The sequence below is a fragment of the Pseudomonas sp. C9D1 genome (genome assembly GCF_056491235.1).
In genome coordinates this window covers 1,326,871-1,348,962 of the sequence record NZ_JBSZIE010000001.1, presented here as the reverse complement: position 1 = coordinate 1,348,962, position 22,092 = coordinate 1,326,871, and the positions used below count along the sequence as shown (strand labels likewise).

The 22,092-nt window shown below is 65.8% G+C and carries 17 protein-coding genes and 1 pseudogene; 3 read left to right on the top strand and 15 right to left on the bottom strand.

The window, feature by feature from the left end; all coding sequences use genetic code 11:
* Positions 1-229: 229 nt before the first annotated feature.
* The 11 genes from sthA to ACXI0U_RS06205 form a co-directional block, all read right to left on the bottom strand.
* Complete coding sequence (gene sthA / locus ACXI0U_RS06255) at positions 230-1,624, bottom strand: Si-specific NAD(P)(+) transhydrogenase (RefSeq protein WP_479549897.1); 1,395 nt, start codon at positions 1,622-1,624, stop codon at positions 230-232.
* 118 nt (positions 1,625-1,742) lie between these two features.
* Positions 1,743-1,970 carry a (Na+)-NQR maturation NqrM gene (gene nqrM / locus ACXI0U_RS06250; protein WP_021219519.1) on the bottom strand — a complete coding sequence of 76 codons (228 nt, stop codon included), beginning with the start codon at positions 1,968-1,970 and terminating at the stop codon, positions 1,743-1,745.
* Between the two features lie 2 nt (positions 1,971-1,972).
* A complete protein-coding gene (locus tag ACXI0U_RS06245; RefSeq protein WP_479549896.1) occupies positions 1,973-2,980 on the bottom strand; it encodes an FAD:protein FMN transferase in 1,008 nt (335 codons plus the stop codon).
* Complete coding sequence (gene nqrF / locus ACXI0U_RS06240) at positions 2,973-4,199, bottom strand: NADH:ubiquinone reductase (Na(+)-transporting) subunit F (protein ID WP_479549895.1); 1,227 nt, start codon at positions 4,197-4,199, stop codon at positions 2,973-2,975. The genes ACXI0U_RS06245 and nqrF overlap by 8 nt, the downstream gene beginning before the upstream one ends.
* 9 nt (positions 4,200-4,208) lie before the next feature.
* Positions 4,209-4,817 (bottom strand): NADH:ubiquinone reductase (Na(+)-transporting) subunit E, encoded by a 609-nt coding sequence (nqrE, locus tag ACXI0U_RS06235; protein WP_021219522.1) that lies wholly within the window; start codon positions 4,815-4,817, stop codon positions 4,209-4,211.
* On the bottom strand, positions 4,817-5,491 hold the full coding sequence (locus tag ACXI0U_RS06230) for an NADH:ubiquinone reductase (Na(+)-transporting) subunit D (RefSeq protein WP_184489235.1): 675 nt from the start codon (positions 5,489-5,491) through the stop codon (positions 4,817-4,819). The genes nqrE and ACXI0U_RS06230 overlap by 1 nt, the downstream gene beginning before the upstream one ends.
* Positions 5,488-6,276, bottom strand: a complete 789-nt coding sequence (locus ACXI0U_RS06225) for a Na(+)-translocating NADH-quinone reductase subunit C (RefSeq protein ID WP_479549894.1) — start codon at positions 6,274-6,276, stop codon at positions 5,488-5,490. The genes ACXI0U_RS06230 and ACXI0U_RS06225 overlap by 4 nt, the downstream gene beginning before the upstream one ends.
* Positions 6,269-7,480, bottom strand: a complete 1,212-nt coding sequence (locus ACXI0U_RS06220) for an NADH:ubiquinone reductase (Na(+)-transporting) subunit B (protein WP_479549893.1) — start codon at positions 7,478-7,480, stop codon at positions 6,269-6,271. The genes ACXI0U_RS06225 and ACXI0U_RS06220 overlap by 8 nt, the downstream gene beginning before the upstream one ends.
* A gap of 1 nt (position 7,481) precedes the next feature.
* A complete protein-coding gene (locus ACXI0U_RS06215) occupies positions 7,482-8,819 on the bottom strand; it encodes a Na(+)-translocating NADH-quinone reductase subunit A (RefSeq protein WP_479549892.1) in 1,338 nt (445 codons plus the stop codon).
* Between the two features lie 270 nt (positions 8,820-9,089).
* Positions 9,090-10,481 (bottom strand): amino acid permease, encoded by a 1,392-nt coding sequence (locus ACXI0U_RS06210; protein WP_021219527.1) that lies wholly within the window; start codon positions 10,479-10,481, stop codon positions 9,090-9,092.
* 93 nt (positions 10,482-10,574) lie between these two features.
* On the bottom strand, positions 10,575-12,023 hold the full coding sequence (locus ACXI0U_RS06205; protein ID WP_021219528.1) for a glyceraldehyde-3-phosphate dehydrogenase: 1,449 nt from the start codon (positions 12,021-12,023) through the stop codon (positions 10,575-10,577).
* Between the two features lie 152 nt (positions 12,024-12,175).
* On the opposite strand from ACXI0U_RS06205, the pseudogene mfd reads away from it, so the two are divergent.
* The 3 genes and pseudogenes from mfd to ACXI0U_RS06190 all read left to right on the top strand — a co-directional run bounded on the left by mfd (position 12,176) and on the right by ACXI0U_RS06190 (position 18,817).
* A pseudogene (mfd, locus tag ACXI0U_RS06200) lies at positions 12,176-15,618 on the top strand (transcription-repair coupling factor).
* 20 nt (positions 15,619-15,638) lie between these two features.
* Entirely contained in the window at positions 15,639-16,163 is a 525-nt protein-coding gene (locus ACXI0U_RS06195; RefSeq protein ID WP_021219530.1) for a CsiV family protein, read from the top strand.
* Positions 16,164-16,282: 119 nt separating this feature from the next.
* Complete coding sequence (locus ACXI0U_RS06190; protein ID WP_479550032.1) at positions 16,283-18,817, top strand: DEAD/DEAH box helicase; 2,535 nt, start codon at positions 16,283-16,285, stop codon at positions 18,815-18,817.
* A gap of 7 nt (positions 18,818-18,824) precedes the next feature.
* On the opposite strand, the gene ACXI0U_RS06185 is transcribed toward ACXI0U_RS06190, so the two are convergent.
* The 4 genes from ACXI0U_RS06185 to ACXI0U_RS06170 are packed head-to-tail and all read right to left on the bottom strand — an operon-like array spanning position 18,825 to position 21,857.
* Positions 18,825-19,562 (bottom strand): S-methyl-5'-thioinosine phosphorylase, encoded by a 738-nt coding sequence (locus tag ACXI0U_RS06185; RefSeq protein WP_265167994.1) that lies wholly within the window; start codon positions 19,560-19,562, stop codon positions 18,825-18,827.
* 10 nt (positions 19,563-19,572) lie between these two features.
* The gene (nagZ, locus tag ACXI0U_RS06180; RefSeq protein WP_431483898.1) at positions 19,573-20,571 is read right to left on the bottom strand and encodes a beta-N-acetylhexosaminidase; all 999 of its coding nucleotides are present in this window, start codon (positions 20,569-20,571) and stop codon (positions 19,573-19,575) included.
* 9 nt (positions 20,572-20,580) lie between these two features.
* Positions 20,581-21,105, bottom strand: a complete 525-nt coding sequence (locus tag ACXI0U_RS06175) for a L,D-transpeptidase (protein WP_081672216.1) — start codon at positions 21,103-21,105, stop codon at positions 20,581-20,583.
* 44 nt (positions 21,106-21,149) lie between these two features.
* Positions 21,150-21,857, bottom strand: a complete 708-nt coding sequence (locus ACXI0U_RS06170; protein WP_184489228.1) for a TetR/AcrR family transcriptional regulator — start codon at positions 21,855-21,857, stop codon at positions 21,150-21,152.
* Positions 21,858-22,092: the final 235 nt, after the last annotated feature.

Genomic DNA, 22,092 nt, shown 5'->3' with positions numbered 1-22,092 from the left:
CGAGCGCAGCGAGGCCCAACGGTGCGAGATTCAGCGTTGTTTCCTGAGCAAACGGTGGGCTGAACGCCCATCCGAGCGTCACTCCCCCCAGAACGAAAAAACCGGCCGCAAGGGCCGGTTTTTTCATGGGCGTCGCCTGATCAGAAGCTCTCTCGATTCGGCCAGCGCCAGGTGCGCGGATCGTCGAGAGGGTCCTCCCCGGCCGGTTCAGGCGCCCGGCCGGTGCCGCTCAAAAAAGCCGGTTGAGGCCGTCGAACGCCGCCACCCGATAGGCTTCCGCCATGGTCGGGTAGTTGAAGGTGGTGTTGATGAAGTACTTGATGCTGTTGGCCTCGCCCTTCTGGTTCATGATCGCCTGGCCGATGTGGACGATCTCCGACGCCTGGTAGCCGAAGCAGTGCACGCCGAGCACTTCCAGGGTTTCGCGGTGGAAGAGGATCTTCAGCATGCCCACCGGTTCGTGGGAGATCTGCGCACGGGCCATGCCCTTGAAGAAGGCCTTGCCCACTTCATAGGGGATCTTGGCCTGGGTCAGCTCGCGCTCGTTCTTGCCGATCGAGCTGATCTCCGGAATGGTATAGATGCCGGTCGGCACGTCATCGACGAAGCGCCAGCTGTCGTTTTCCACCGCACTGCCGGCGGCTGAACGCCCCTGGTCGGCCGCGGCACTGGCCAGGCTCGGCCAGCCGATCACGTCGCCGGCGGCGAAGATGTTGCCCACCTCGGTGCGGTAGTACTGGTCGACGTTGATCTGGCCACGGCTGTTGACCTTGATGCCGACGTTCTCCAGCCCCAGGCGGTCGGTGTTGCCGGTACGGCCGTTGCACCACAGCAGGCAGTCGGCCTTGATCTTCTTGCCGGACTTCAGGTGCAGGATCACCCCGTTCTCCATCCCCTCGATGCGCTCGTACTCCTCGTTGTGACGGATGAGCACGTTGTTGTTGCGCAGGTGGTAGCTGAGGGCGTCGGAGATTTCGTCGTCGAGGAAGCTGAGAAGCTGGTCGCGGTTGTCGATCAGGTCCACCAGCACACCGAGGCCGCTGAAGATCGAGGCGTACTCGGAGCCGATCACCCCGGCGCCATAGATGATGATGCGGCGCGGCGTGTGGGTGAGGCTGAGGATGGTGTCGCTGTCATAGATACGCGGGTGGTGGAAGTCGACATCGGCCGGGCGATAGGGGCGCGAGCCGGTGGCGACGATGACCTGCTTGGCCACCAGTTTCTCCACCACGCCGCTGGTGCACACCACCTCGACGGTCTGCTCGTCAGAGAAGCTGGCCGTGCCGAAAAACACGTCGACGCGGTTACGGGCGTAGTAGCCGGTGCGCGAGGCCACCTGCTTGGAAATCACCCGCTCGGCGCTCTTGAGCACGTCGGGGAAGGAGAACCAGCGCGGCTCGCCGATCTGGCGGAACAGCGGGTTGGTGTTGTACTGCATGATCTGTCGCACCGAGTGGCGCAGGGCCTTGGACGGGATGGTGCCCAGGTGGGTGCAATTGCCGCCGACCAGCGGGCGGTTGTCCACCACCGCCACCTTGCGTCCGGCCTTGGCGGCGTTCATCGCCGCCCCTTCCCCGGCCGGGCCGGAACCCAGCACCACTACGTCGTAGTTGTAGACAGCCATGCTTACTCCTCATAACGGGCCGGAGGGCTCTCTGTGGCCTCCGGCAGGGCCGCGGAACTCGTCACCGCGGCGTTTCGAACTCGGCGCGCAGCTTAGTCAGGCTGCGTGGCGCTGCACATTAGCGCTTGGTCGCGTCGTAGGCGAGTTTTGCATCCACTACATCGCCGTCGCGATTGGCTTCCTCGCACTTTTCGCGATTGCCGCCACAGATCGAGCATTCCTTCTCGATCCCCAGGTTGGCGATGCCGCCGCAGGAACCGGCGATGGGCTTGCGCCCCATGATCACGCCGATGGCCATGCCCAGCACCACCAGCAGCATGATCAGGAAAACCAGTAGCCAGGTCATGTTCAGTGCGCCTCCGTGGGGAACAGTTGCTCGAAGCGGCGGCTGCCGCAGGTGGCGAAACCCGTGCCTTCACGGGTGACGAAGAACGCCGCGATGTCGTGGCGGTCGGCAAACGCCAGGCCGGCCTCGGGCCCGAGCACCATTAACAGCGTAGACAGTCCATCGGCACGCAGGGCCGACGGGTCGATGACCGTGACCGCTGCCAGGTGATGGGTGATGGGTGCGCCGCTGGTGGGATCGAGGGTGTGAGAATACCGCTGTCCACCCCGTTCGAAGTAGTTGCGATAGTCGCCTGAGGTGGAAATGCCCATGTCCTGCAATGCAACAATCTTCTGCGCCACCTGGCGGTCGTCGCGCGGCGCCTCGATGGCCACGCGCCAGGGGCTGCCGTCGGGCTTGTGGCCGACGGCCTTCATCTCCCCGGTGATTTCCACCAGCGAGCTGGTCACACCCAGCTCGCCCAACCGCGCGCTGACACGATCCACCGCGTAGCCGGCGGCGATGGCGTTGAAGTCCAGCTGCACAGCGGCGTCCTTGCACAGCTCGTTGCCCTGGCGCTTGAGGTGCTGGTGGCCGACATCGGCCCGGGCCGCGGCGATGGCCTCGGCGCTGGGCACCTGGTCCCCGCGCGACTGCGGGCCGAAGCCCCAGAGGTTGAGCAGCGGCTCCAGGGTCATGTCGAAGGCGCCTTCGCTCTGTGCGGACAGGCTGTCGCCAAAGGCCACCAGCTCCAGCATGGGCGCCGGCAGGGCCATGCAACTGCCCGCCGGCAGAGCGTTGAAGCGCTCCACGTCAGAGTCGGCGCGGTAGGTGGACATCTGCCGGTCGATCTCGGCGAGGATGCCCTCCACCTCCCCCCGCGCCTGCTCCACGGAAGGCCCGGACGCGTTGCGCACGTACTTCACCGAGTAGCTGCTGCCCATGGTCGGGCCGCCGAACTGCTCCAGGGAATCGCCGCAACCGGCCAAGAGAGCGCTGGCCGAAAGCAGCAGGGCAACGGGTCTAACCACCGAAGTCGTCCAGCAGGATGTTCTCGCGCTCGACGCCCAGGTCCAGCAGCATCTTGATCACTGCTGCGTTCATCATCGGCGGGCCGCACATGTAGAACTCGCAGTCCTCAGGGGCCGGGTGGTCCTTGAGGTAGTTCTCGAACAGCACGTTGTGGATGAAGCCGGTATGGCCGTTCCAGTTGTCCTCGGGCTGCGGGTCGGACAGCGCCAGGTGCCACTGGAAGTTGGGGTTCTCGGCGGCCAGCTGGTCATACTCCTCGGTGTAGAAGGCCTCGCGCAGGGAACGCGCGCCGTACCAGAAGCTGATCTTGCGTTGGGAGCCCAGACGCTTGAGCTGGTCGAAGATGTGCGAACGCATGGGTGCCATGCCGGCGCCACCGCCGATGAAGACCATCTCGGCCTGGGTGTCCTTGGCGAAGAACTCGCCGAAGGGGCCGTACACGGTGACCTTGTCGCCCGGCTTGAGGTTGAACACCCAGGAAGACATCTTGCCCGGCGGGATCTCGTCCTTGCCCGGCGGCGGCGAAGCCACGCGGATGTTGAACTTCACGATGCCCTTTTCGTCGGGGTAGTTGGCCATGGAGTAGGCGCGGATGACGGTCTCGTCGACCCTGGAGACATACTTCCAGAGGTTGAACCTGTCCCAGTCGGCCCGGTACTCGGGCTGGATGTCGAAGTCCTTGTAGTGCACCTCGTGGGGCGGGCACTCCAGCTGGACGTAGCCACCGGCGCGGAAGTCCACGCTCTCCCCTTCCGGCAGGCGCAGGGTCAGCTCCTTGATGAAGGTGGCGACGTTGGGGTTGGACTCCACCGTGCACTCCCACTTCTTAACGCCGAAGACCTCTTCGGGCACTTCGATGTGCATGTCCTGCTTCACCGGAGTCTGGCAGGACAGGCGCCAGCCTTCCTTCGCCTGGCGGCGGGTGAAGTGGGACTCCTCGGTGGGCAGCATCTCGCCGCCGCCGCTCTCCACCACGCACTTGCACTGGGCGCAGGTACCGCCACCGCCGCAGGCCGAGGAGAGGAAGACGTTCTGCGCCGCGAGGGTCTGCAGCAGCTTGCCGCCGGCCGGGACGGTGATGGTGCGCTCGCGGTTGATCACGATGTTCACGTCGCCGCTGGACACCAGCTTGGCGCGGGCGGCGAGGATGACCACCACCAGCGCGAGAACGATGGCGGTGAACATGCCAATGGCGAGGAAGATTTCGAAACTCGGCATGTCGCCTCCTTACAACTGGACGCCCGAGAAGGACATGAAACCCAGCGACATCAGGCCGATGGTGATGAAGGTGATGCCCAGGCCCTGCAGGCCCTCGGGTACATCGCTGTACTTGAGCTTCTCGCGGATGCCGGCGAGCAGCGCGATGGCCAGGGCCCAGGAGAAGCCGGAACCGACGCCGTAGACCACGCTCTCACCCAGGTTGTAGTCGCGCTCCACCATGAACAGCGAGCCGGCCATGATGGCGCAGTTCACCGTGATCAGCGGCAGGAACACGCCGAGGGCGTTGTAGAGCGAGGGCACGTACTTGTCGAGCAGCATCTCGAGGATCTGCACGATGGCGGCGATCACCCCGATGTAGCTGAGCAGGCCGAGGAACGACAGGTCCACGTCCGGCAGGCCGGCCCAGGCCAGCGCGCCGTCCTTTAGCAGCAGGGTGTAGAGCAGGTTGTTGGCCGGCACGGTGATGGCCTGCACCACGATCACGGCGATGCCGAGGCCGATGGCGGTCTCCACCTTCTTGGAAATGGCGATGAAGGTGCACATGCCGAGGAAGAAGGCCAGGGCCATGTTCTCGACGAACACCGCCTTCACGAACAGGCTGATGTAGTGCTCCATCAGTAGGCCTCCTTGTTGGATACCTGGGGCGCAATCTTGAAGGACGGGGCTTCCTTCTGCTCGGTCTTCCAGCTGCGCAGGGCCCAGATGATCAGTCCGATGAGGAAGAAGGCCGAGGGCGGCAGCAGCAGCATGCCGTTGGGCTGGTACCAGCCGCCGTCGTTGATTACCGGGAGGATCTCGTAGCCCAGCAGCTTGCCGGAGCCGAACAGCTCGCGGATCACGCCGAGGACGATGAGCATGGCGCTGTAGCCGAGGCCGTTGCCGATGCCGTCGAAGAACGACAGCACGGGCGGGTTGGCCATGGCGAAGGCCTCGGCGCGGCCCATCACGATGCAGTTGGTGATGATCAGGCCGACGAACACCGAGAGCTGCTTGGACAGGCTGAAGGCATAGGCCTTGAGCACCTGGTCGACCACTATCACCAGCGACGCGATGATCACCATCTGCACGATCATGCGGATCGAGCTGGGGATCTGGCTGCGGATCATCGAGATGAACAGGTTGGAGAAGCCGGTCACCAGCGTCAGGGCGATGGACATCACCAGCGCGGTCTTCAGGTTGGAGGTGACCGCCAAGGCCGAGCAGATGCCGAGGATCTGCAGGCCGATGGGGTTGTTGTGCAGGATCGGGTCCAGCAGGACCGAGCGGATCGTGGGTTGCGCCATGTTCATGCCTCCCCGTCGTTGAGCTTGGCCAGGAAGGGGCCGAAGCCGTTCTTGCCAAGCCAGAAATGCAGCAGGTTGTTGACGCCCTTGCTGGTCAGCGTGGCCCCGGCCAGGCCGTCGACCTGGTGGTTGGCGTTGGGCGAGCCGGGCTCGACGCTGCCCTTGATGATCTGGATGGCCAGCTGGCCTTGCTCGTCGAACAGGCTCTTGCCGTTCCACAGCGCCTTCCATTTCGGGTTGTCCACCTCGCCGCCGAGGCCGGGCGTCTCGCCGTGCTGGTAGAAGCCGAGGCCGACCACGGTGTCGAGGTCGCCCTTGAGGGCGAGGAAGCCGTACAGGGTCGACCACAGGCCGTAGCCGCGCACCGGCAGGATCAGGGTGTCCAGCTGGCCGTCCTTCTCCACCAGGTAGACGGTGGTGAAGCGCTCGCGGCGCTTGATGGAGGCGATGTCCTGGTCACCCGGCAGGGCGTCGGAAAGTTTCGGGTCCTTGGCGGCCTTCAGCGGGTCGAAGCCGGCGGCCTGGATGGCGTCGCTGTATTCGCCGCTGGTGAGGTCCACCACCTTGGCGGTGATGCGCTCGGCATAGAGCGCCTTCACTTCGCTGGCAGACATGCCCGGCTGGCCGAGGCCGGCGATGGAGAGGATGCTGCGCTGCTTGTCCAGCTCGCGGTTCTCCACCTGCACCGGCTTGAGGGCTACTGCCCCGCCGGCGACGAAGATGGAGCACACCAGGCAGACCACCAGGGCCACCAGCAGGGTGCGGATCGTGGATTCCTTCTGGTTAGCCATGGCGTGCCAGCCTCCGCTTGATGTTGGCCTGGACGACGAAGTGGTCGATCAGCGGTGCACAGAGGTTGGCGAAGAGGATCGCCAGCATCATGCCTTCCGGGAAGGCGGGGTTGACCACGCGGATCAGCACCACCATCAGGCCGATCAGCACGCCGAACAGCCATTTGCCGGTGTTGGTCATGGAGGCGGACACCGGGTCGGTGGCCATGAACATCATGCCGAAGGCGAAGCCGCCGAGGACCAGATGCCAGTACCAGGGCATGGCGAACATCGGGTTGGTGTCGGAGCCGATGGTGTTGAACAGCGTGCTGGTGGCGATCATGCCCAGCATCACGCCAGCGACGATGCGCCAGGCGGCGATGCGGGTCAGCAGCAGCACGCCGCCGCCGATGAAGATGGCCAGGGTGCTGGTCTCGCCGATGGAGCCGTGGATGGTGCCGAGGAAGGCGTCCATCCAGGTGATGCCGTGACCGATGATGTTCTCCACGCCACCGGCAGCGCCCAGGCTCAGGGAGGTGGCGCCGGCGAAGCCGTCCACTGCCGTCCACACCGCGTCACCGGAAATCTGCGCCGGGTAGGCGAAGAACAGGAAGGCACGGCCCACCAGGGCGGGGTTGAGGAAGTTCTTGCCGGTGCCGCCGAACACTTCCTTGCCCAGCACCACGCCGAAGCTGATACCGAGGGCCACCTGCCACAGCGGGATGCTCGGTGGCAGGGTCAGGGCGAAGAGCACGGAGGTGACGAAGAAACCTTCGTTCACTTCATGGCGGCGGATGGCAGCGAACAGCACTTCCCAGAAGCCGCCGACGATAAAGGTCACGGCGTAGATGGGCAGGAACCAGGCCGCGCCCTGGATGACGTTGTCCCACAGGCTGTTGGGGTCGAAGCCCGCCAGGCTGCCGATCAGCGCGAAGCGCCAGCCGTCCTGGGCGGCCAGCAGGTCCGGGCTCTGGGCGAACACCAGGTTGGCCTGGTAGCCGACGTTCCACATGCCGAAGAACATCGCCGGGAAAGTGCAGAGCCAGACGGTGATCATCATGCGCTTGAGGTCGATGCCATCGCGCACGTGGGCCGTGGTCCGGGTGACGTTGGCCGGCCGGTAGAAGAAGGTGTCGATCGCTTCGTACAGGGCGTACCACTTCTCGAAGCGGCCACCCTGTTCGAAGTTGTGCTCGATCCGGTCGAGGAATTTACGCAGGCCCATGTCAGCCCTCCTTCTCGATGCGGTTGAGGTTGTCCCGCAGGATGGGGCCGTATTCGTACTTGCCGGCGCAGACGTAGCTGCACAGCGCCAGGTCTTCCTCGTCCAGCTCCAGGCAGCCCAGCTTCTGGGCCATCTCGGTGTCGCCGACGATGAGGTAGCGCAGCAACTGGGTGGGCAGGATGTCCAGCGGCATCACCGCCTCGTAGTTGCCCACCGGCACCATGGCGCGCGGGCTGCCGTTGGTGCTGGTGCTGAAGGCGAACCGGCGGGCCGCCATCAGCTTGGAGACGAAGATGTTCAGCACCGAGTGCTTGTTCACCCCGGCGCGCAGGTAGTGCAGCAGCTCGCGGTCATGGCCTTCGGCCAGGCAGGACACCTGCAGGTGGTAGCGCCCCAGGTAGGCGCAGGCACCACGGGAGGTGCGCCCGCCCAGCAGGGAACCGGACACCACGCGGTTGACGCCGGGCTTGAGTTCGCCGGCGGTCAGCTCGTCGAGGCTGGCGCCCAGGCGGGTGGCCAGCAGACGCGGCTTCTCCACCACCGGGCCGGCCAGGGCCACGACGCGCTCGACCCACAGGCGGCCGGTGGCGAACAGCTTGCCGACGGCGATCACGTCCTGGTAGCCGATGTGCCAGACGCTCCTGGTGGCGCTGACCGGGTCGAGGAAGTGGATGTGGGTGCCCGGAAGGCCCGCCGGATGCGGGCCGGAGAAGGCCTCGGCGTGCACGCCGGTCAACTGCTCACCCGGCAGGCTGGGCCCCTCGGCCTTGCACAGGAACACCCGGCCAAGACGTGCCAGCACCTTGAGGCCACGCTCGAAGTCGGCGGCATGGGCAGCGATGATCGGCTGCGGATCAGCGGCCAGCGGGTGGGTATCGAGGGCGGTGACGAAGATCGAGCTGGGAACGACATCGACAGCCGGCACCCGGCTGAACGGGCGCGTGCGCAGCGCAGCCCACAGCCCCGAACGCTGCAGGTTGTCCCGCACGGCCTGGGGCTCGAGGGCATCCAGGGCGTTGTCCGGGCAGGTGTCGAAGAGGACTTCGTCATCGCCGTCCACATCGATCACCACCGACTGCAGCACGCGCTGCTCGCCGCGATGGATGGCCGAGACCACGCCTGCCGCCGGGGCGGTGAATATCACGCCGGGGTTCTTCTTGTCGGCGAACAGGGCCTGGCCCAGCTTCACCCGGTCGCCGACCTGCACCTGCATGGTGGGCTTCATGCCGTGGTAGTCGAAGCCGATCACGGCCACGCTACGCACGGCCCGTGCAGCCTCGATTCGCTGCTCAGGCTGGCCTGCGATGGGCAGGTCCAACCCCCGTCTGATTCTTGTCATGTCTCTCGCCTGAACCTTGAGAAGGGTTTCGTCCCGGTGTGGAACAGTAGCCGCCAAACGCCAGGCAGGCGCCGGATCGAACTCCAGCACGCGGCAGGGCCCCGGGACGAGAACCGTGCATTATAAAGAGGCGACTTCCCAAGCGGCCACTGAAAGTCCTGAAATTTCCGACTGTTAGCGCTATTTGGGCAACTGGAAGTCAGCCAGCGGACGAACGGTCACAGCCCGCCGCGCCAAGAAAAACGGGGGCCGCAGCCCCCGTTTCCGACATTACGAGCGAGGGCCCGCGGAGCGTCGGATGGCGTAGCAGATGGCGATGAAGCCGAGCCAGAAGGGAATGGCGTACACCGACACGTTGATGCCGGGGATCATTAGCATCACGCCGAGGATCAGCGCCACGAAGGCCAGGCACAGGTAGTTGCTGAAGGGGTACCAGAGCGACTTGAAGAACGGCTCGATGCCCTGGCGCTGCAGGGACTTGCGGAACATCAGGTGCGACAGGCTGATCATCGCCCAGTTGATCACCAGGGCCGCGACCACCAGCGCCATCAGCAGCTCGAGGGCCTTCTGCGGCGCCACGTAGTTGACCACCACGCAGAGCAGGGTCACCAGTGCGGACACGGCGATACCCAGCACCGGCACGCCACGGCGGTTGACCTTCATCAGCGCCTTGGGCGCATCGCCCTGCTCGGCCAGGCCGTAGAGCATGCGGCTGTTGCAGTAGACGCCGCTGTTGTAGACCGACAGCGCGGCAGTCAGCACCACGAAGTTGAGGATGTGCGCGGCCAGGTCGCTGCCGATCAGCGAGAAGATCTGCACGAAGGGGCTGCCGCTGTAGGGGTCGCCGGCAGCGCCCAGGGTTTCCAGCAGCTTGTCCCAGGGGTAGAGCATCAGCAGCACGCTGAGGGCGCCGATGTAGAAGATCAGGATGCGCCAGATCACCTGGTTGATCGCCTTGGGGATCACCTTCTTCGGCTCGCTGGCCTCGGCGGCGGTGATGCCCACCAGCTCCAGGCCGCCGAAGGAGAACATGATGATCGCCAGGACCATCACCAGCCCTTCCAGGCCATTGGGGAAGAAGCCGCCATGGCTCCACAGGTTGCTCACCGCCGCCTGCTCGCCACCGGCGCCGCTGATCAGCAGGTAGAGACCGAGCACGATCATGCCGATGATCGCCACCACCTTGATCAGCGCGAACCAGAATTCGGTCTCACCGAAGGCACGGACGTTGGACAGGTTGATCAGGTTGATCAGCACGAAGAACGCCGCCGCCGTGGCCCAGGTCGGCACCTCCGGCCACCAGAACTGCACGTACTTGCCCACCGCCGTCAGCTCGGCCATGCCCACCAGCACATACAGCACCCAGTAGTTCCAGCCGGACAGGAAACCCGCGTAGCCGCCCCAGTACTTGTGGGCGAAGTGGCTGAAGGAACCGGCCACGGGCTCCTCGACGATCATCTCACCGAGCTGGCGCATGATCAGGAAGGCGATGAAGCCGGCGATGGCGTAACCGAGGATCATCGACGGGCCAGCGGATTTGAGCACCCCGGCCGAGCCGAGGAAGAGTCCGGTGCCGATGGCGCCGCCAAGGGCGATCAGCTGGATATGGCGATTTTCCAGGCCGCGCTTGAGCGAGCCGGCGTGCAGCTGTTGTCCGTCCATCAAGGGATATCCAAACAGAAGGTGGGTAAAGCGATTACAGACCTAAAAATGAAAAACGGGAGCCCGAAAGCTCCCGTTCTTTTCACCGTGGTATCAGCGGGGGAAGGCAGGCGGGTTGACCCCGGCCATGTCTTCCATCACGCGGACCACCTGGCAGCTGTAGCCGAACTCGTTGTCGTACCACACGTAGAGCACGACGCGGTTGTCGTTGGCGATGGTCGCCTCGGCATCCACGACGCCGGCATGGCGCGAACCGACGAAGTCGGTGGAGACCACTTCCTGCGAGCTGACGAAGTCGATCTGCTTCTGCAGGTCCGAGTGCATGGCCATCTGGCGCAGGTACTCGTTGATCTCTTCGCGGGTGGTGGCCTTTTCCAGGTTCAGGTTGAGGATGGCCATCGACACGTTCGGCGTCGGTACGCGAATGGCGTTGCCAGTCAGCTTGCCCTTCAGTACCGGCAGGGCCTTGGCGGCAGCGGTGGCGGCGCCGGTCTCGGTGATCACCATGTTCAGCGGCGCGCTGCGGCCACGGCGATCGCCCTTGTGGAAGTTGTCGATCAGATTCTGGTCGTTGGTGTACGAGTGAACGGTTTCGACGTGGCCGTTGACGATGCCGTACTGATCGTTGACAGCCTTGAGCACCGGCACGATGGCGTTGGTGGTGCAGGAGGCGGCCGAGATGATCTTGTCTTCAGCGGTGATTTCGGTGTGGTTGATGCCGTGCACGATGTTCTTCAGCGCGCCCTTGCCGGGTGCGGTCAGAACCACGCGATCGACACCCGGGCAGCTCAGGTGCTGGCCCAGGCCCTCGGCATCACGCCATACGCCGGTGTTGTCGACCAGCAGGGCGTTCTTGATGCCGTACTGGGTGTAGTCGACTTCGGTCGGCGACTTGGCGTAGATCACCTGGATCAGGTTGCCGTTGGCGGTCAGGGTGTTGTTTTCTTCGTCGATGGTGATGGTGCCATCGAACTTGCCGTGTACCGAGTCGCGACGCAGCAGGCTGGCGCGCTTGACCAGGTCGTTGCTGGCGCCCTTGCGCACGACGATGGCGCGCAGACGCAGGCCGTCACCACCACCGGTTTTCTCGATCAGGATCCGCGCCAGCAGGCGGCCGATGCGGCCGAAGCCGTACAGGACGACGTCGGTGCCTTCGCGGGCCGCGCTGTTCTGCTTGCCGACCACGTCAGCCAGCTCGTCCTTGACGAACTGCTCGACGGCACGGCCATTGCCTTCGGCCTTGAACTTGCTGGCCATCTTGCCCAGGTCCACGGAGGCCGCGCCCAGCTTGAGCTCGCTCATGGCCTTGAGGATCGGGAAGGTGTCATGGACCGACAGTTCGCTGTCGTCAGCCAGGCGGTGACGGGCGAAACGGTGGGCCTTGAGAATGTCGATCACCGAACGGTTGATCAGACCACGGCCATAGATCGAGGTCACCACGCTGTTGTTACGGTAGAGCTGGCCAATCAACGGAATCATCGCTTCCGCGAGGGCTTCACGATCGATCCACTCACCGAGACACTGGTCGGGCTTCTGAGTCACGGGCAGTACCTTCCACTATGTAGGGGCTGAAAAAAGGGGCTACATTATGACGGCGCGCGCAAGCGGCGGCAATCTGCAGCGGACGTAAGACTGACATCCGTCAGTCGGGATAGTTACAATCGCCCGGGTCCATTTTCCGACCGGAGCCTCCTTTGCCCGAGTCCGTCCTGCGTCTCCCGTCCCTGCCCACCGCTGCTGGCAAGCAGCAGTGGAGCAATCTCCCCGGCGCCGCCCTCAGCCTGGCGATAGCCGAAGCTGCCAGCGCGGCCAATCGCTTCACCCTGCTGCTGACCGCCGACAGCCAGAGCGCCGAGCGCCTGGAACAGGAGCTGAGCTTCTTCGCGCCGTCCCTGCCCGTGCTGCACTTCCCCGACTGGGAAACGCTGCCCTACGACCTGTTCTCGCCGCACCAGGACATCATCTCCCAGCGCATCGCCAGCCTCTATCGCCTGCCAGAGCTGACCCACGGCGTGCTGGTGGTGCCCATCACCACCGCCCTGCACCGCCTGGCCCCGACGCGCTTCCTGCTGGGTTCGAGCCTGGTGCTGGACGTTGGCCAGAAGCTCGATGTCGAACAGATGCGCAGCCGCCTGGAGGCCGCCGGCTACCGCTGCGTGGACACCGTCTACGAACACGGCGAGTTCGCCGTGCGTGGCGCGCTGATCGACCTGTTCCCCATGGGCAGCGACGCGCCCTTCCGCATCGACCTGTTCGATGACGAGATCGAGACCCTGCGTACCTTCGACCCGGAAACCCAGCGCTCGGTGGACAAGGTGGAGTCGATCCGCCTGCTGCCGGCCCGCGAGTTCCCCCTGGACAAGAAGGCCGTGACCGACTTCCGCGGCCGCTTCCGCGAGCGCTTCGACGTCGACTTCCGTCGTTGCCCCATCTACCAGGACCTGGCCAGCGGCATCACCCCGGCCGGCATCGAGTACTACCTGCCGCTGTTCTTCGAGGAAAGCGCCACCCTCTTCGACTACCTGCCGGCCGACACCCAGGTATTTTCCCTGCCCGGCATCGAGCAGGCCGCCGAGCAGTTCTGGAACGATGTGCGCAACCGCTACGAAGAGCGCCGCGTCGACCCGGAACGCCCGCTGGTCCCGCCCGCCGAGCTGTTCCTGCCGGTGGAAGACTGCTTCGCCCGCCTCAAGGGCTCGCCACGGGTCGTGGTCAGCCAGGAGGACCAGGGCACAGGCGTGGGCCGCGAACGCTTCCCCGCCCGCCCACTGCCGACACTGGCCATCGAAGCCAAGGCCAGCGAGCCCCTGGCCGCGCTGCGCCGCTTCCTCGAAGAATTCCCGGGCCGCGTGCTGTTCAGTGCCGAATCCGCCGGCCGCCGCGAAGTGCTGCTGGAACTGCTCGCCCGCCTCAAGCTGCGCCCGCAGGAAGTCGGCGGCTGGCCGGAATTCGTCAGCAGCAAGGAACGCCTGGCCATCACCATCGCCCCCCTCGACGAAGGGCTGCTGCTGGATGACCCGGGCCTGGCGCTGATCGCCGAAAGCCCGCTGTTCGGCCAGCGCGTGATGCAGCGCCGCCGCCGCGACCGTCGCGGCGACGGTGGCGACAACGTCATCAAGAACCTCGCCGAGCTGCGTGAAGGCGCGCCGGTGGTGCATATCGACCACGGCGTCGGCCGCTACCTGGGGTTGATCACCCTGGAGATAGAAGGCCAGGCCGCGGAATTCCTCGCCCTGCAGTACGCCGAGGAAGCCAAGCTCTACGTGCCGGTGGCCAGCCTGCACCTGATCGCCCGCTACACCGGCAGCGACGACGCCCTCGCCCCGCTGCACCGCCTGGGCTCGGAAACCTGGCAGAAGGCCAAGCGCAAGGCCGCCGAGCAGGTGCGCGACGTCGCCGCCGAGCTGCTGGACATCTACGCCCGCCGTGCCGCCCGCGAAGGCTATGCCTTCAAGGACCCGATGGCCGACTACGCGACCTTCTCCGCCGGCTTCCCCTTCGAGGAAACGCCGGACCAGCAGACCGCCATCGAGGCCGTGGTGGCCGACATGCTCGCGCCCAAGCCGATGGACCGCCTGGTGTGCGGCGACGTCGGCTTCGGCAAGACCGAAGTCGCCATGCGCGCCGCCTTCGTCGCCGTGCACAGCGGCAAGCAGGTGGCCGTGCTGGTGCCCACCACCCTCCTCGCCCAGCAGCACTACAACAGCTTCCGCGACCGCTTCGCCGACTGGCCGGTGACGGTCGAGGTAATGAGCCGCTTCAAATCGGCCAAGGAAGTGGAAGGTGCTGCGCAGGAGCTGGCCGAGGGCAAGGTCGATATCGTCATCGGCACCCACAAGCTGCTGCAGGACGACATCAAGTTCAAGAATCTGGGCCTGGTCATCATCGACGAAGAGCACCGCTTCGGCGTGCGTCAGAAGGAACAGCTCAAGGCCCTGCGCAGCGAGGTGGATATCCTCACCCTGACCGCCACGCCGATCCCGCGGACCCTGAACATGGCCGTGGCCGGCATGCGCGACCTGTCGATCATCGCCACGCCACCCGCACGCCGCCTGTCGGTGCGCACCTTCGTCATGGAGCAGCAGAACACCGTGATCAAGGAAGCCCTGCTGCGCGAGCTGCTGCGGGGCGGCCAGGTCTATTACCTGCACAACGAAGTGAAGAGCATCGAGAAATGCGCCGCCGACCTGGCGGAGCTGGTGCCCGAGGCGCGCATCGGCATCGGCCACGGGCAGATGCACGAGCGCGAACTCGAACAGGTGATGAGCGACTTCTACCACAAGCGCTTCAACGTGCTGATCGCCTCGACCATCATCGAGACCGGCATCGACGTGCCCAGCGCCAACACCATCATCATCGAGCGCGCCGACAAGTTCGGCCTGGCCCAGCTGCACCAGCTGCGTGGCCGCGTCGGCCGTAGCCACCACCAGGCCTATGCCTACCTGCTGACGCCCCCGCGCAAGCAGATGACGCCGGACGCCGAAAAGCGCCTGGAGGCCATCGCCAACGCCCAGGACCTGGGCGCCGGCTTCGTCCTCGCCACCCACGACCTGGAGATCCGCGTGCCGGCGAATTGCTCGGCGACGGCCAGAGCGGGCAGATCCAGGCGGTGGGCTTCACCCTTTATATGGAAATGCTCGAGCGCGCGGTCAAGGCCATCCGCAAGGGCGAGCAGCCGAACCTGGAACAGCCGCTGGGCGGCGGCCCGGAGATCAACCTGCGCCTGCCGGCGCTGATCCCCGAGGACTACCTGCCCGACGTGCATGCGCGCCTGATCCTCTACAAGCGCATCGCCTCGGCCGCCGACGAGGACGGCCTCAAGGAGCTGCAGGTCGAGATGATCGACCGCTTCGGCCTGTTGCCCGAGCCGACCAAGAACCTGGTGCGCCTGACCCTGCTGAAACTGCAGGCGGAAAAGCTCGGCATCAAGAAAGTGGACGCCGGCCCGCAAGGTGGTCGGATAGAATTCGCCGCCGACACCTGCGTCGACCCGCTGGTGCTGATCAAGCTGATCCAGAGCCAGCCCAAGCGCTACAAGTTCGAAGGGGCCACGCTGTTCCGCTTCCAGGTACCGATGGAGCGCCCGGAAGAACGCTTCAATACACTCGAGGCGCTGTTCGAGCGCCTGACTCCGTAATCCGCTTAAAGGACTGATCCATGCGTGCGTTCCGTTTCCTCGCCCTGATGCTTGCCCTGCTGGCCCCCAGCGCCTTCGCCGACGGGCTCTACCAGGTCGAGCTGATCCTCTTCCGCCAGTCGGGCGACGCCACCCCGGCCAGCCAGCCGGCCCCGGACGACTGGGCCAACGGCGCCCAGGGCCTGGACAGCGTCGGCGAGCGCGCCACCGCACTCAATGGCGAAGCCGCCAAGCTCAACGCCGGCAATGGCTACCAGGTGCTGCTGCACAAGGCCTGGTCGCAGAGCGTCGGCGCCAACCCCAGCCGCGTGGCCATCAGCACCGGTGACCAGCAACTCGGCCACTTCCCGGTCGAAGGCACCGTGACCCTGTCCCAGGTGCGCTACACCGATGTCGCCGTCGATTTCTGGGTCAACCAGTTCGATGGCAGCGGCCTGCTCAGCGGCAGCGAGCGTATCAAGCAGGGCACCCGCCTGAAGAATGGCGAGCTGACCTACCTCGATCACTCCAGCCTGGGCGTCCTGATCCGCATCAGCCCGCTCTGAGCCACGTGCCGACACTGCTCGAACACCTGCGCCAGCACGACTGGCAGCAGGACTTCGACCCGGGCGCGCTGCAGCGCGGCGCCAGCTATGCCCGCCAGCGCCTGGCGCGCCTGACGGCGATGGACGACACCCTGCTGCAATCCAGCTGCGCCGGCTCGGGCGACAACTGCTACCAGCAGAACATCCGCCTGGCGCCCCACGGGCTCGGGGTTATCGGCCGCTGCAGCTGCCCGGTCGGCATCAACTGCAAACACTGCGTGGCCGCCATCTTACAGGTCCTGGCGGAAGGGCCACCGAGCGCGCGCCCCGAACGACTGGTGCCGGCCTCCGAGCCGCCGGTGGTCAGGCGCGTGCTCAAGGACATCCAGCCGCGCCCGTTGCTGACCCTGGGCAGCCTGGCGCAGAGCCTCTACGACCTGCGCAGCGGGCGCATGGTCGGCAGCCAGCAGCACCGTGCCGGGCTGGCCTTCGACTACGCCGGCATCACCACCCGCGGCAAGAACAGCCGCCAGCCCGCCGTCAGCAAGCGCCAGGGCGAGCTGCTGGAAGTGCAGCGCCAACCGGCCACCGAAGAAGCCCTGCGCGAGCGCCTGCGCCAGCTCGGCTTCAAGGAATCCCTGCGCCAGAGCCTGGCGCTGCCGAGCGACCTCTACGAACTCTTCGAACTGCCTGGCGACAGTGCCTGGCAGCGCTTCATGAACAAGGGCCTGCCGGAACTGCGTGCCGAGGGCTGGGAAGTGGACATCCGCCCCGGCTTCCATTTCGACCTGTCCAGCGTGGACGGCTGGTACGCCGAACTCGAAGAAGAGCCTGGGCAGCACTGGTTCGACCTGGAGCTGGGCATCGTCGTCGAAGGGCAACGCATCAGCCTGCTGCCCATCCTGCTGCGGTTGATCCAGCAAAACCCCAAGCTGCTCAGCCCGAAAAGCCTGCAGAAGCGCCGCGACGACGAGCACCTGCGCCTGCAACTGGACACCCTCGGGGCCGATACCGGCCGCCCCCTGCAGGTGGTCCTGCCCTTCGGTCGCCTCAAGCCGTTGCTGGCGACCCTGGGCGAGCTCTACCTGCGCGACCGCCCGGAAGGCCGCAGCCTGCGCCTGAGCCTGCCCGACGCGGCGCGACTGAACCAGCTCGACGAACTGGAGCTGGATTGGCAGGGCGGCGAGCGCCTGCGCAGCTTCGCCGAGCGCCTGCGCGACAGCCGGCAAACCCGCCACGAGCCCCCTGCCGGCCTGCAGGCCGAGCTGCGCAGCTACCAGCTGCAGGGCCTGGCCTGGCTGCAGAGCCTGCGCGAGCTGGGTGCCGGCGGCGTGCTGGGCGACGACATGGGCCTGGGCAAGACCCTGCAGACCCTGGCCCACCTGCTGACCGAGAAGAACGCCGGGCGCCTCGACCGCCCCGCCCTGGTGGTGATGCCCACCAGCCTGATTCCCAACTGGCAGGACGAAGCCATGCGCTTCGCCCCGGACCTGCGCGTACTGGCCCTGCACGGCCCGAACCGCAAGAAGGATTTCGAACGCCTGGGCGACTTCGACCTGCTGCTGACCACCTACGCCCTGCTGCCCCGCGACCTCGCCGCCTGGAAGGGACAACCGCTGCACCTGCTGGTGCTGGACGAGGCGCAGAACATCAAGACGCCCACCAGCAAGGCCGCCCAGGCGGTGCGTCAGCTCGAGGCCCGGCAGCGCCTGTGCCTGTCCGGTACGCCGCTGGAAAACCACCTGGGCGAACTCTGGTCGCTGTTCCACTTCCTCATGCCCGGCTGGCTAGGCGATGCCAAGCAGTTCGCCCGCGACTACCGCACGCCCATCGAGAAACGCGGCGACACCGAACGCCTCGCCCACCTCAACGGCCGCATCCGCCCCTTCCTGCTGCGCCGCACCAAGGAATCGGTGGCCACCGAGCTGCCCGCCAAGACCGAGATCGTCCAGCGGGTGGAACTCAGCGAAGGCCAGCGCGACCTGTACGAAACGGTGCGCCTGGCGATGGACCAGAAGGTCCGTGCGGAAATCCAGGACAAGGGCATGGCGCGTAGCCAGATGGTGATACTCGAGGCGCTGCTGAAACTGCGCCAGACCTGCTGCGACCTGCGCCTGGTGGAGCACGAGCGCACCCGCCCCTTGCGCGGCAGCACCTCGGGCAAGCTGGACAGCCTGATGGAAATGCTGGTGGAGCTGTTCGCCGAAGGCCGCAAGGTGCTGCTGTTCTCCCAGTTCACCAGCATGTTGGAACTGATCGAGGCGGAACTGCAGCAGCGCGGTATCGACTACCTGATCCTCACCGGCTCCACCCGCGACCGCCGCACACCGGTGAAGCGCTTCCAGGACGGCGAAGTGCCGCTGTTCCTGATCAGCCTCAAGGCGGGCGGCACCGGCCTCAACCTCACCGCAGCCGACACCGTGATCCACTACGACCCCTGGTGGAACCCGGCCGCCGAACGCCAGGCCACCGACCGCGCCTACCGCATCGGCCAGGACAAGCCGGTGTTCGTCTACAAGCTGATCGCCCGGGGCACGGTGGAAGAGAAGATCCAGCAGTTGCAGCAGCGCAAGGCGCTGCTGGCCGAGGGCATTCTCGGCCAGAGCGAAGGGGCTGACTGGCAGCTGCGCGAAGAGGACCTCGACGCCCTCTTCGCCCCCCTGCCGAAAGCCTGAAGCCCGATCAGCCCTTGAACAGCAGGGCCAGCGCTTCGCGCACCTTGCCGATACCTTCAGCCAGGGCGGCCTCGATCTCGTCCATGGTGATGATGCCGCTGGACTTGCCGGCAGCCGGGTTGACCACCAGGGAAATGCACGCGTAGGGCAGGTCCAGCTCACGGGCGAGCACCGCCTCGGGCATGCCGGTCATCCCCACCAGGTCGCAGCCATCGCGCTCCATGCGGGCGATCTCGGCCACGGTCTCCAGGCGCGGGCCCTGAGTGCAGCCGTAGACGCCCTCGGCGCTGTAGGCGTGCCCGGTCTTGGCGAGCGCCGCCAGCAGTTTCTGCCGCAGCGCCTCGTCATAGGGGTGGCTGAAGTCGATGTGGGTGACGTGATCCAGCTCGCCTTCGAAGAAGGTGTCGGTGCGGCCGTGGGTGTAGTCGATCAACTGATGGGGCACAACCAGGTGCCCGGTACCCATGGTGGGGTGGATGCCACCGACGGCGTTGACCGCGATCACCGCCTGGGCGCCGGATTGCTTGAGGGCCCAGAGGTTGGCGCGGTAGTTGACTTGGTGCGGGGGAATGCGGTGCGGGTGGCCATGGCGGGCGAGGAACAACAGCTCACGCCCGGCGTAGTCGCCCTGGACGATGCCCGCCGAGGGAGCGCCATAGGGCGTCTCGGGGTTGAGCAGCGCCTTCATGGTCAGGCCTTCGAGCTGGGTGAGGCCGGTACCACCGATAATCGCGTAAACGGTCATGTCGCTTCCTTCAGTCGATCAGCTGGGCTTCGCGCAGGGCGGCGATCGCCGTTTGCCAGCGCGGGTCTTGACGGTATTCGGTGCCGGGGAAGGCACGGCGACGCATGCGTTCGAGCTGCGCGGGCGGAGTGACACGCAACTGCTGCAGGCGCGACAGGGCCAGCTCGGCCGAGGCGCGGTCGTTGCATACCAGCCCCATGTCGCAGCCAGCGCTCAGCGCGGCCTCGATGCGCTCGGCGGCATCACCCACCACGTGGGCACCGGCCATGGACAGGTCATCACTGAAGATCACCCCGGAGTATTTCAATTCGCCCCGCAAGATGTCCTGCAGCCAGCGCTTCGAGAAGCCGGCGGGCTGCGGGTCGACCTGGGGATAGATGACATGGGCGGGCATCATGCCGTCCAGCTCCGAGGCCAGGCGCGCGAAGGGCACGAGGTCCGTGGCGCGGATCTGCTCCAGGCTACGTTCATCGGTGGGAATGGCCACGTGGGAGTCCGCTTCGGCCCAGCCATGGCCGGGGAAGTGCTTGCCGGTGGCGGCCATGCCGGCGGCACGCAATCCACGGATGAAGGCACCCGCCAGCACGGCGGCGCGCTGTGGGTCGCCTTCGAAGGCACGGCTGCCGACCACCGCGCTGCGCTGGTGGTCGAGGTCGAGCACGGGCGCGAAGCTGATGTCCAGGCCAACGGCGAGCACCTCGGTGGCCATCAGCCAACCGCAATACTCGGCCAGGGCTTCAGCGTTGTCGTTGTCCGCCAGGGCACGCATGGCCGGCAGGCGCACGAAGCCGTTGCGCAGGCGCTGTACGCGACCGCCCTCCTGGTCGACGGCGAGGATCAGGTCAGGGCGCACCGCGCGGATGGACGCGCACAGCTCGCGCACCTGGCGCGGGTCCTCGATATTGCGGGCGAAAATGATCAGGCCGGCCACTTCCGGTTGCCGCAGGATCTGCCGATCTTCAGCGGTCAGCCAAGTGCCGCCGATGTCCAGCATCAGGGAGCCTTGCATGGGATTTCCTTAGGAGAGTTCGGCCACGGACCACTCGGGACGAGGTGCTTCGTCTATCAGAACAGCACAGTGGACGGGCACGCGGGGGAAGAGTTCAAGCAGGTCGGCATTGCGCAGGCGCACACAGCCATGGGACAGCGGCACGCCCATGGGTTCGCTGTCCGGCGTGCCGTGCAAATAGATGTAGCGACGCATGCTGTCGACCTTGCCGAGGCGGTTGCGCCCGGGCTCGCGGCCGCTCAGCCAGAGGATGCGGCTGAGTATCCAGTCGCGTCCGGGAAACTGGGCATGCAGATCCGGCGTCCAGGTCTCGCCGGTCCAACGCCTGCCACGCAGTACAGCCCCTTGCGGCAACCCCTCACCGATCTTCGCGCGCACCTGGTGAAGGCCGCGCGGGGTGCAATTGGAGCCACTGAGTTCACCGGCGCCATTGAGCGCGGTGGAGACGGGAAGGCGCAGCACCAGACGCTCTCCGGCAAAGCCGTAGAGGCGCTGGTCAGCGATGGAGACATGGAGTAGATCGAGGTCGGACATGGGGCGCTAGCTTAGCCGATCCCCATGGCCTCGCCCACCGGCGATCAAGCCTTGGCGGGCGTACTCGGGGACTTGCTACGCGGCTTGAGCACCGCTTTGGAAAGGGTCTCGTCGGACAAGCCGGTATCCGCGCGCATGCCGGCCGCGAGGAACGGCACCATCAGGCGCATCACCTGTTCGATGGACGTATTCACGCCGAAATCGGTTTCGGCCATCGCGCGCAGCGCCTTGATGCCGGACATGCTGAACGCCGCAGCCCCGAGCATGAAGTGCACCCGCCAGAACAGCTCCAGCGGCGGCACCTTGGGGGCCGACTCATTGACCAGCAGCATGTAGCGGCGGAAGACCTTGCCGTACACCTCTTCGAGGTACTTGCGCAGGTGCCCCTGGCTCTGGCTGAAGGCCAGGCCCAGCAAACGCATGAAAATGGACAGGTCGTTACCGCTGCGCGGCTTCACCGCCAGCGCCTGCTCGACCAGCATTTCCAGGAGTTCTTCGAGGGTCGCGCGCGCTTCGGTCTTCGCCTGCCGGCGATCGAGCTCGCGCTCCAGGCTCTGGCAGAAAGGCCCCAGGAAGCGCGAGAACACCGCCTGGATAAGCGCCTTTTTCGAGCCGAAGTGATAGTTCACAGCAGCCAGGTTCACACCCGCCTTGCTGGTGATCAAACGCAACGAAGTCTCGGCGAAGCCTTTCTCCGCGAACAGCTGTTCCGCTGCATCAAGAATGCGTTCGACGGTTTCCGACTGGGCCATGGCTCCTCCGCCTGACAAACACTTGTTTGAAACATACGTTTCAGGCCGCTGGCTTGTCAAGCCGCATACACCATCTTCTGACGCTCCGGTCACGGCTCGCAGGCGACATATTCCCGCAAGACAGCGGGCAAGTCACTAGAGCTCAATGGCCGCCCGGCAGAGGATGCAGAGAACACTTGTTGCCAAGCGATGATCACTGTATATAATTCCAGTCACTGTATAAAAAGACAGAGCG

What these genes read in the sequence shown, in the direction of transcription:
- sthA (WP_479549897.1), bottom strand. Translation starts at nt 1,624, where the DNA reads ATGGCTGTCTACAACTACGACGTAGTGGTGCTGGGTTCCGGCCCGGCC.
- nqrM (WP_021219519.1), bottom strand. Translation starts at nt 1,970, where the DNA reads ATGACCTGGCTACTGGTTTTCCTGATCATGCTGCTGGTGGTGCTGGGC.
- nqrF (WP_479549895.1), bottom strand. Translation starts at nt 4,199, where the DNA reads ATGCCGAGTTTCGAAATCTTCCTCGCCATTGGCATGTTCACCGCCATC.
- nqrE (WP_021219522.1), bottom strand. Translation starts at nt 4,817, where the DNA reads ATGGAGCACTACATCAGCCTGTTCGTGAAGGCGGTGTTCGTCGAGAAC.
- ACXI0U_RS06230 (WP_184489235.1), bottom strand. Translation starts at nt 5,491, where the DNA reads ATGAACATGGCGCAACCCACGATCCGCTCGGTCCTGCTGGACCCGATC.
- ACXI0U_RS06225 (WP_479549894.1), bottom strand. Translation starts at nt 6,276, where the DNA reads ATGGCTAACCAGAAGGAATCCACGATCCGCACCCTGCTGGTGGCCCTG.
- ACXI0U_RS06220 (WP_479549893.1), bottom strand. Translation starts at nt 7,480, where the DNA reads ATGGGCCTGCGTAAATTCCTCGACCGGATCGAGCACAACTTCGAACAG.
- ACXI0U_RS06215 (WP_479549892.1), bottom strand. Translation starts at nt 8,819, where the DNA reads ATGACAAGAATCAGACGGGGGTTGGACCTGCCCATCGCAGGCCAGCCT.
- ACXI0U_RS06210 (WP_021219527.1), bottom strand. Translation starts at nt 10,481, where the DNA reads ATGGACGGACAACAGCTGCACGCCGGCTCGCTCAAGCGCGGCCTGGAA.
- ACXI0U_RS06195 (WP_021219530.1), top strand. Translation starts at nt 15,639, where the DNA reads ATGCGTGCGTTCCGTTTCCTCGCCCTGATGCTTGCCCTGCTGGCCCCC.
- ACXI0U_RS06190 (WP_479550032.1), top strand. Translation starts at nt 16,283, where the DNA reads ATGGACGACACCCTGCTGCAATCCAGCTGCGCCGGCTCGGGCGACAAC.
- ACXI0U_RS06185 (WP_265167994.1), bottom strand. Translation starts at nt 19,562, where the DNA reads ATGACCGTTTACGCGATTATCGGTGGTACCGGCCTCACCCAGCTCGAA.
- nagZ (WP_431483898.1), bottom strand. Translation starts at nt 20,571, where the DNA reads ATGCAAGGCTCCCTGATGCTGGACATCGGCGGCACTTGGCTGACCGCT.
- ACXI0U_RS06175 (WP_081672216.1), bottom strand. Translation starts at nt 21,105, where the DNA reads ATGTCCGACCTCGATCTACTCCATGTCTCCATCGCTGACCAGCGCCTC.
- ACXI0U_RS06170 (WP_184489228.1), bottom strand. Translation starts at nt 21,857, where the DNA reads ATGGCCCAGTCGGAAACCGTCGAACGCATTCTTGATGCAGCGGAACAG.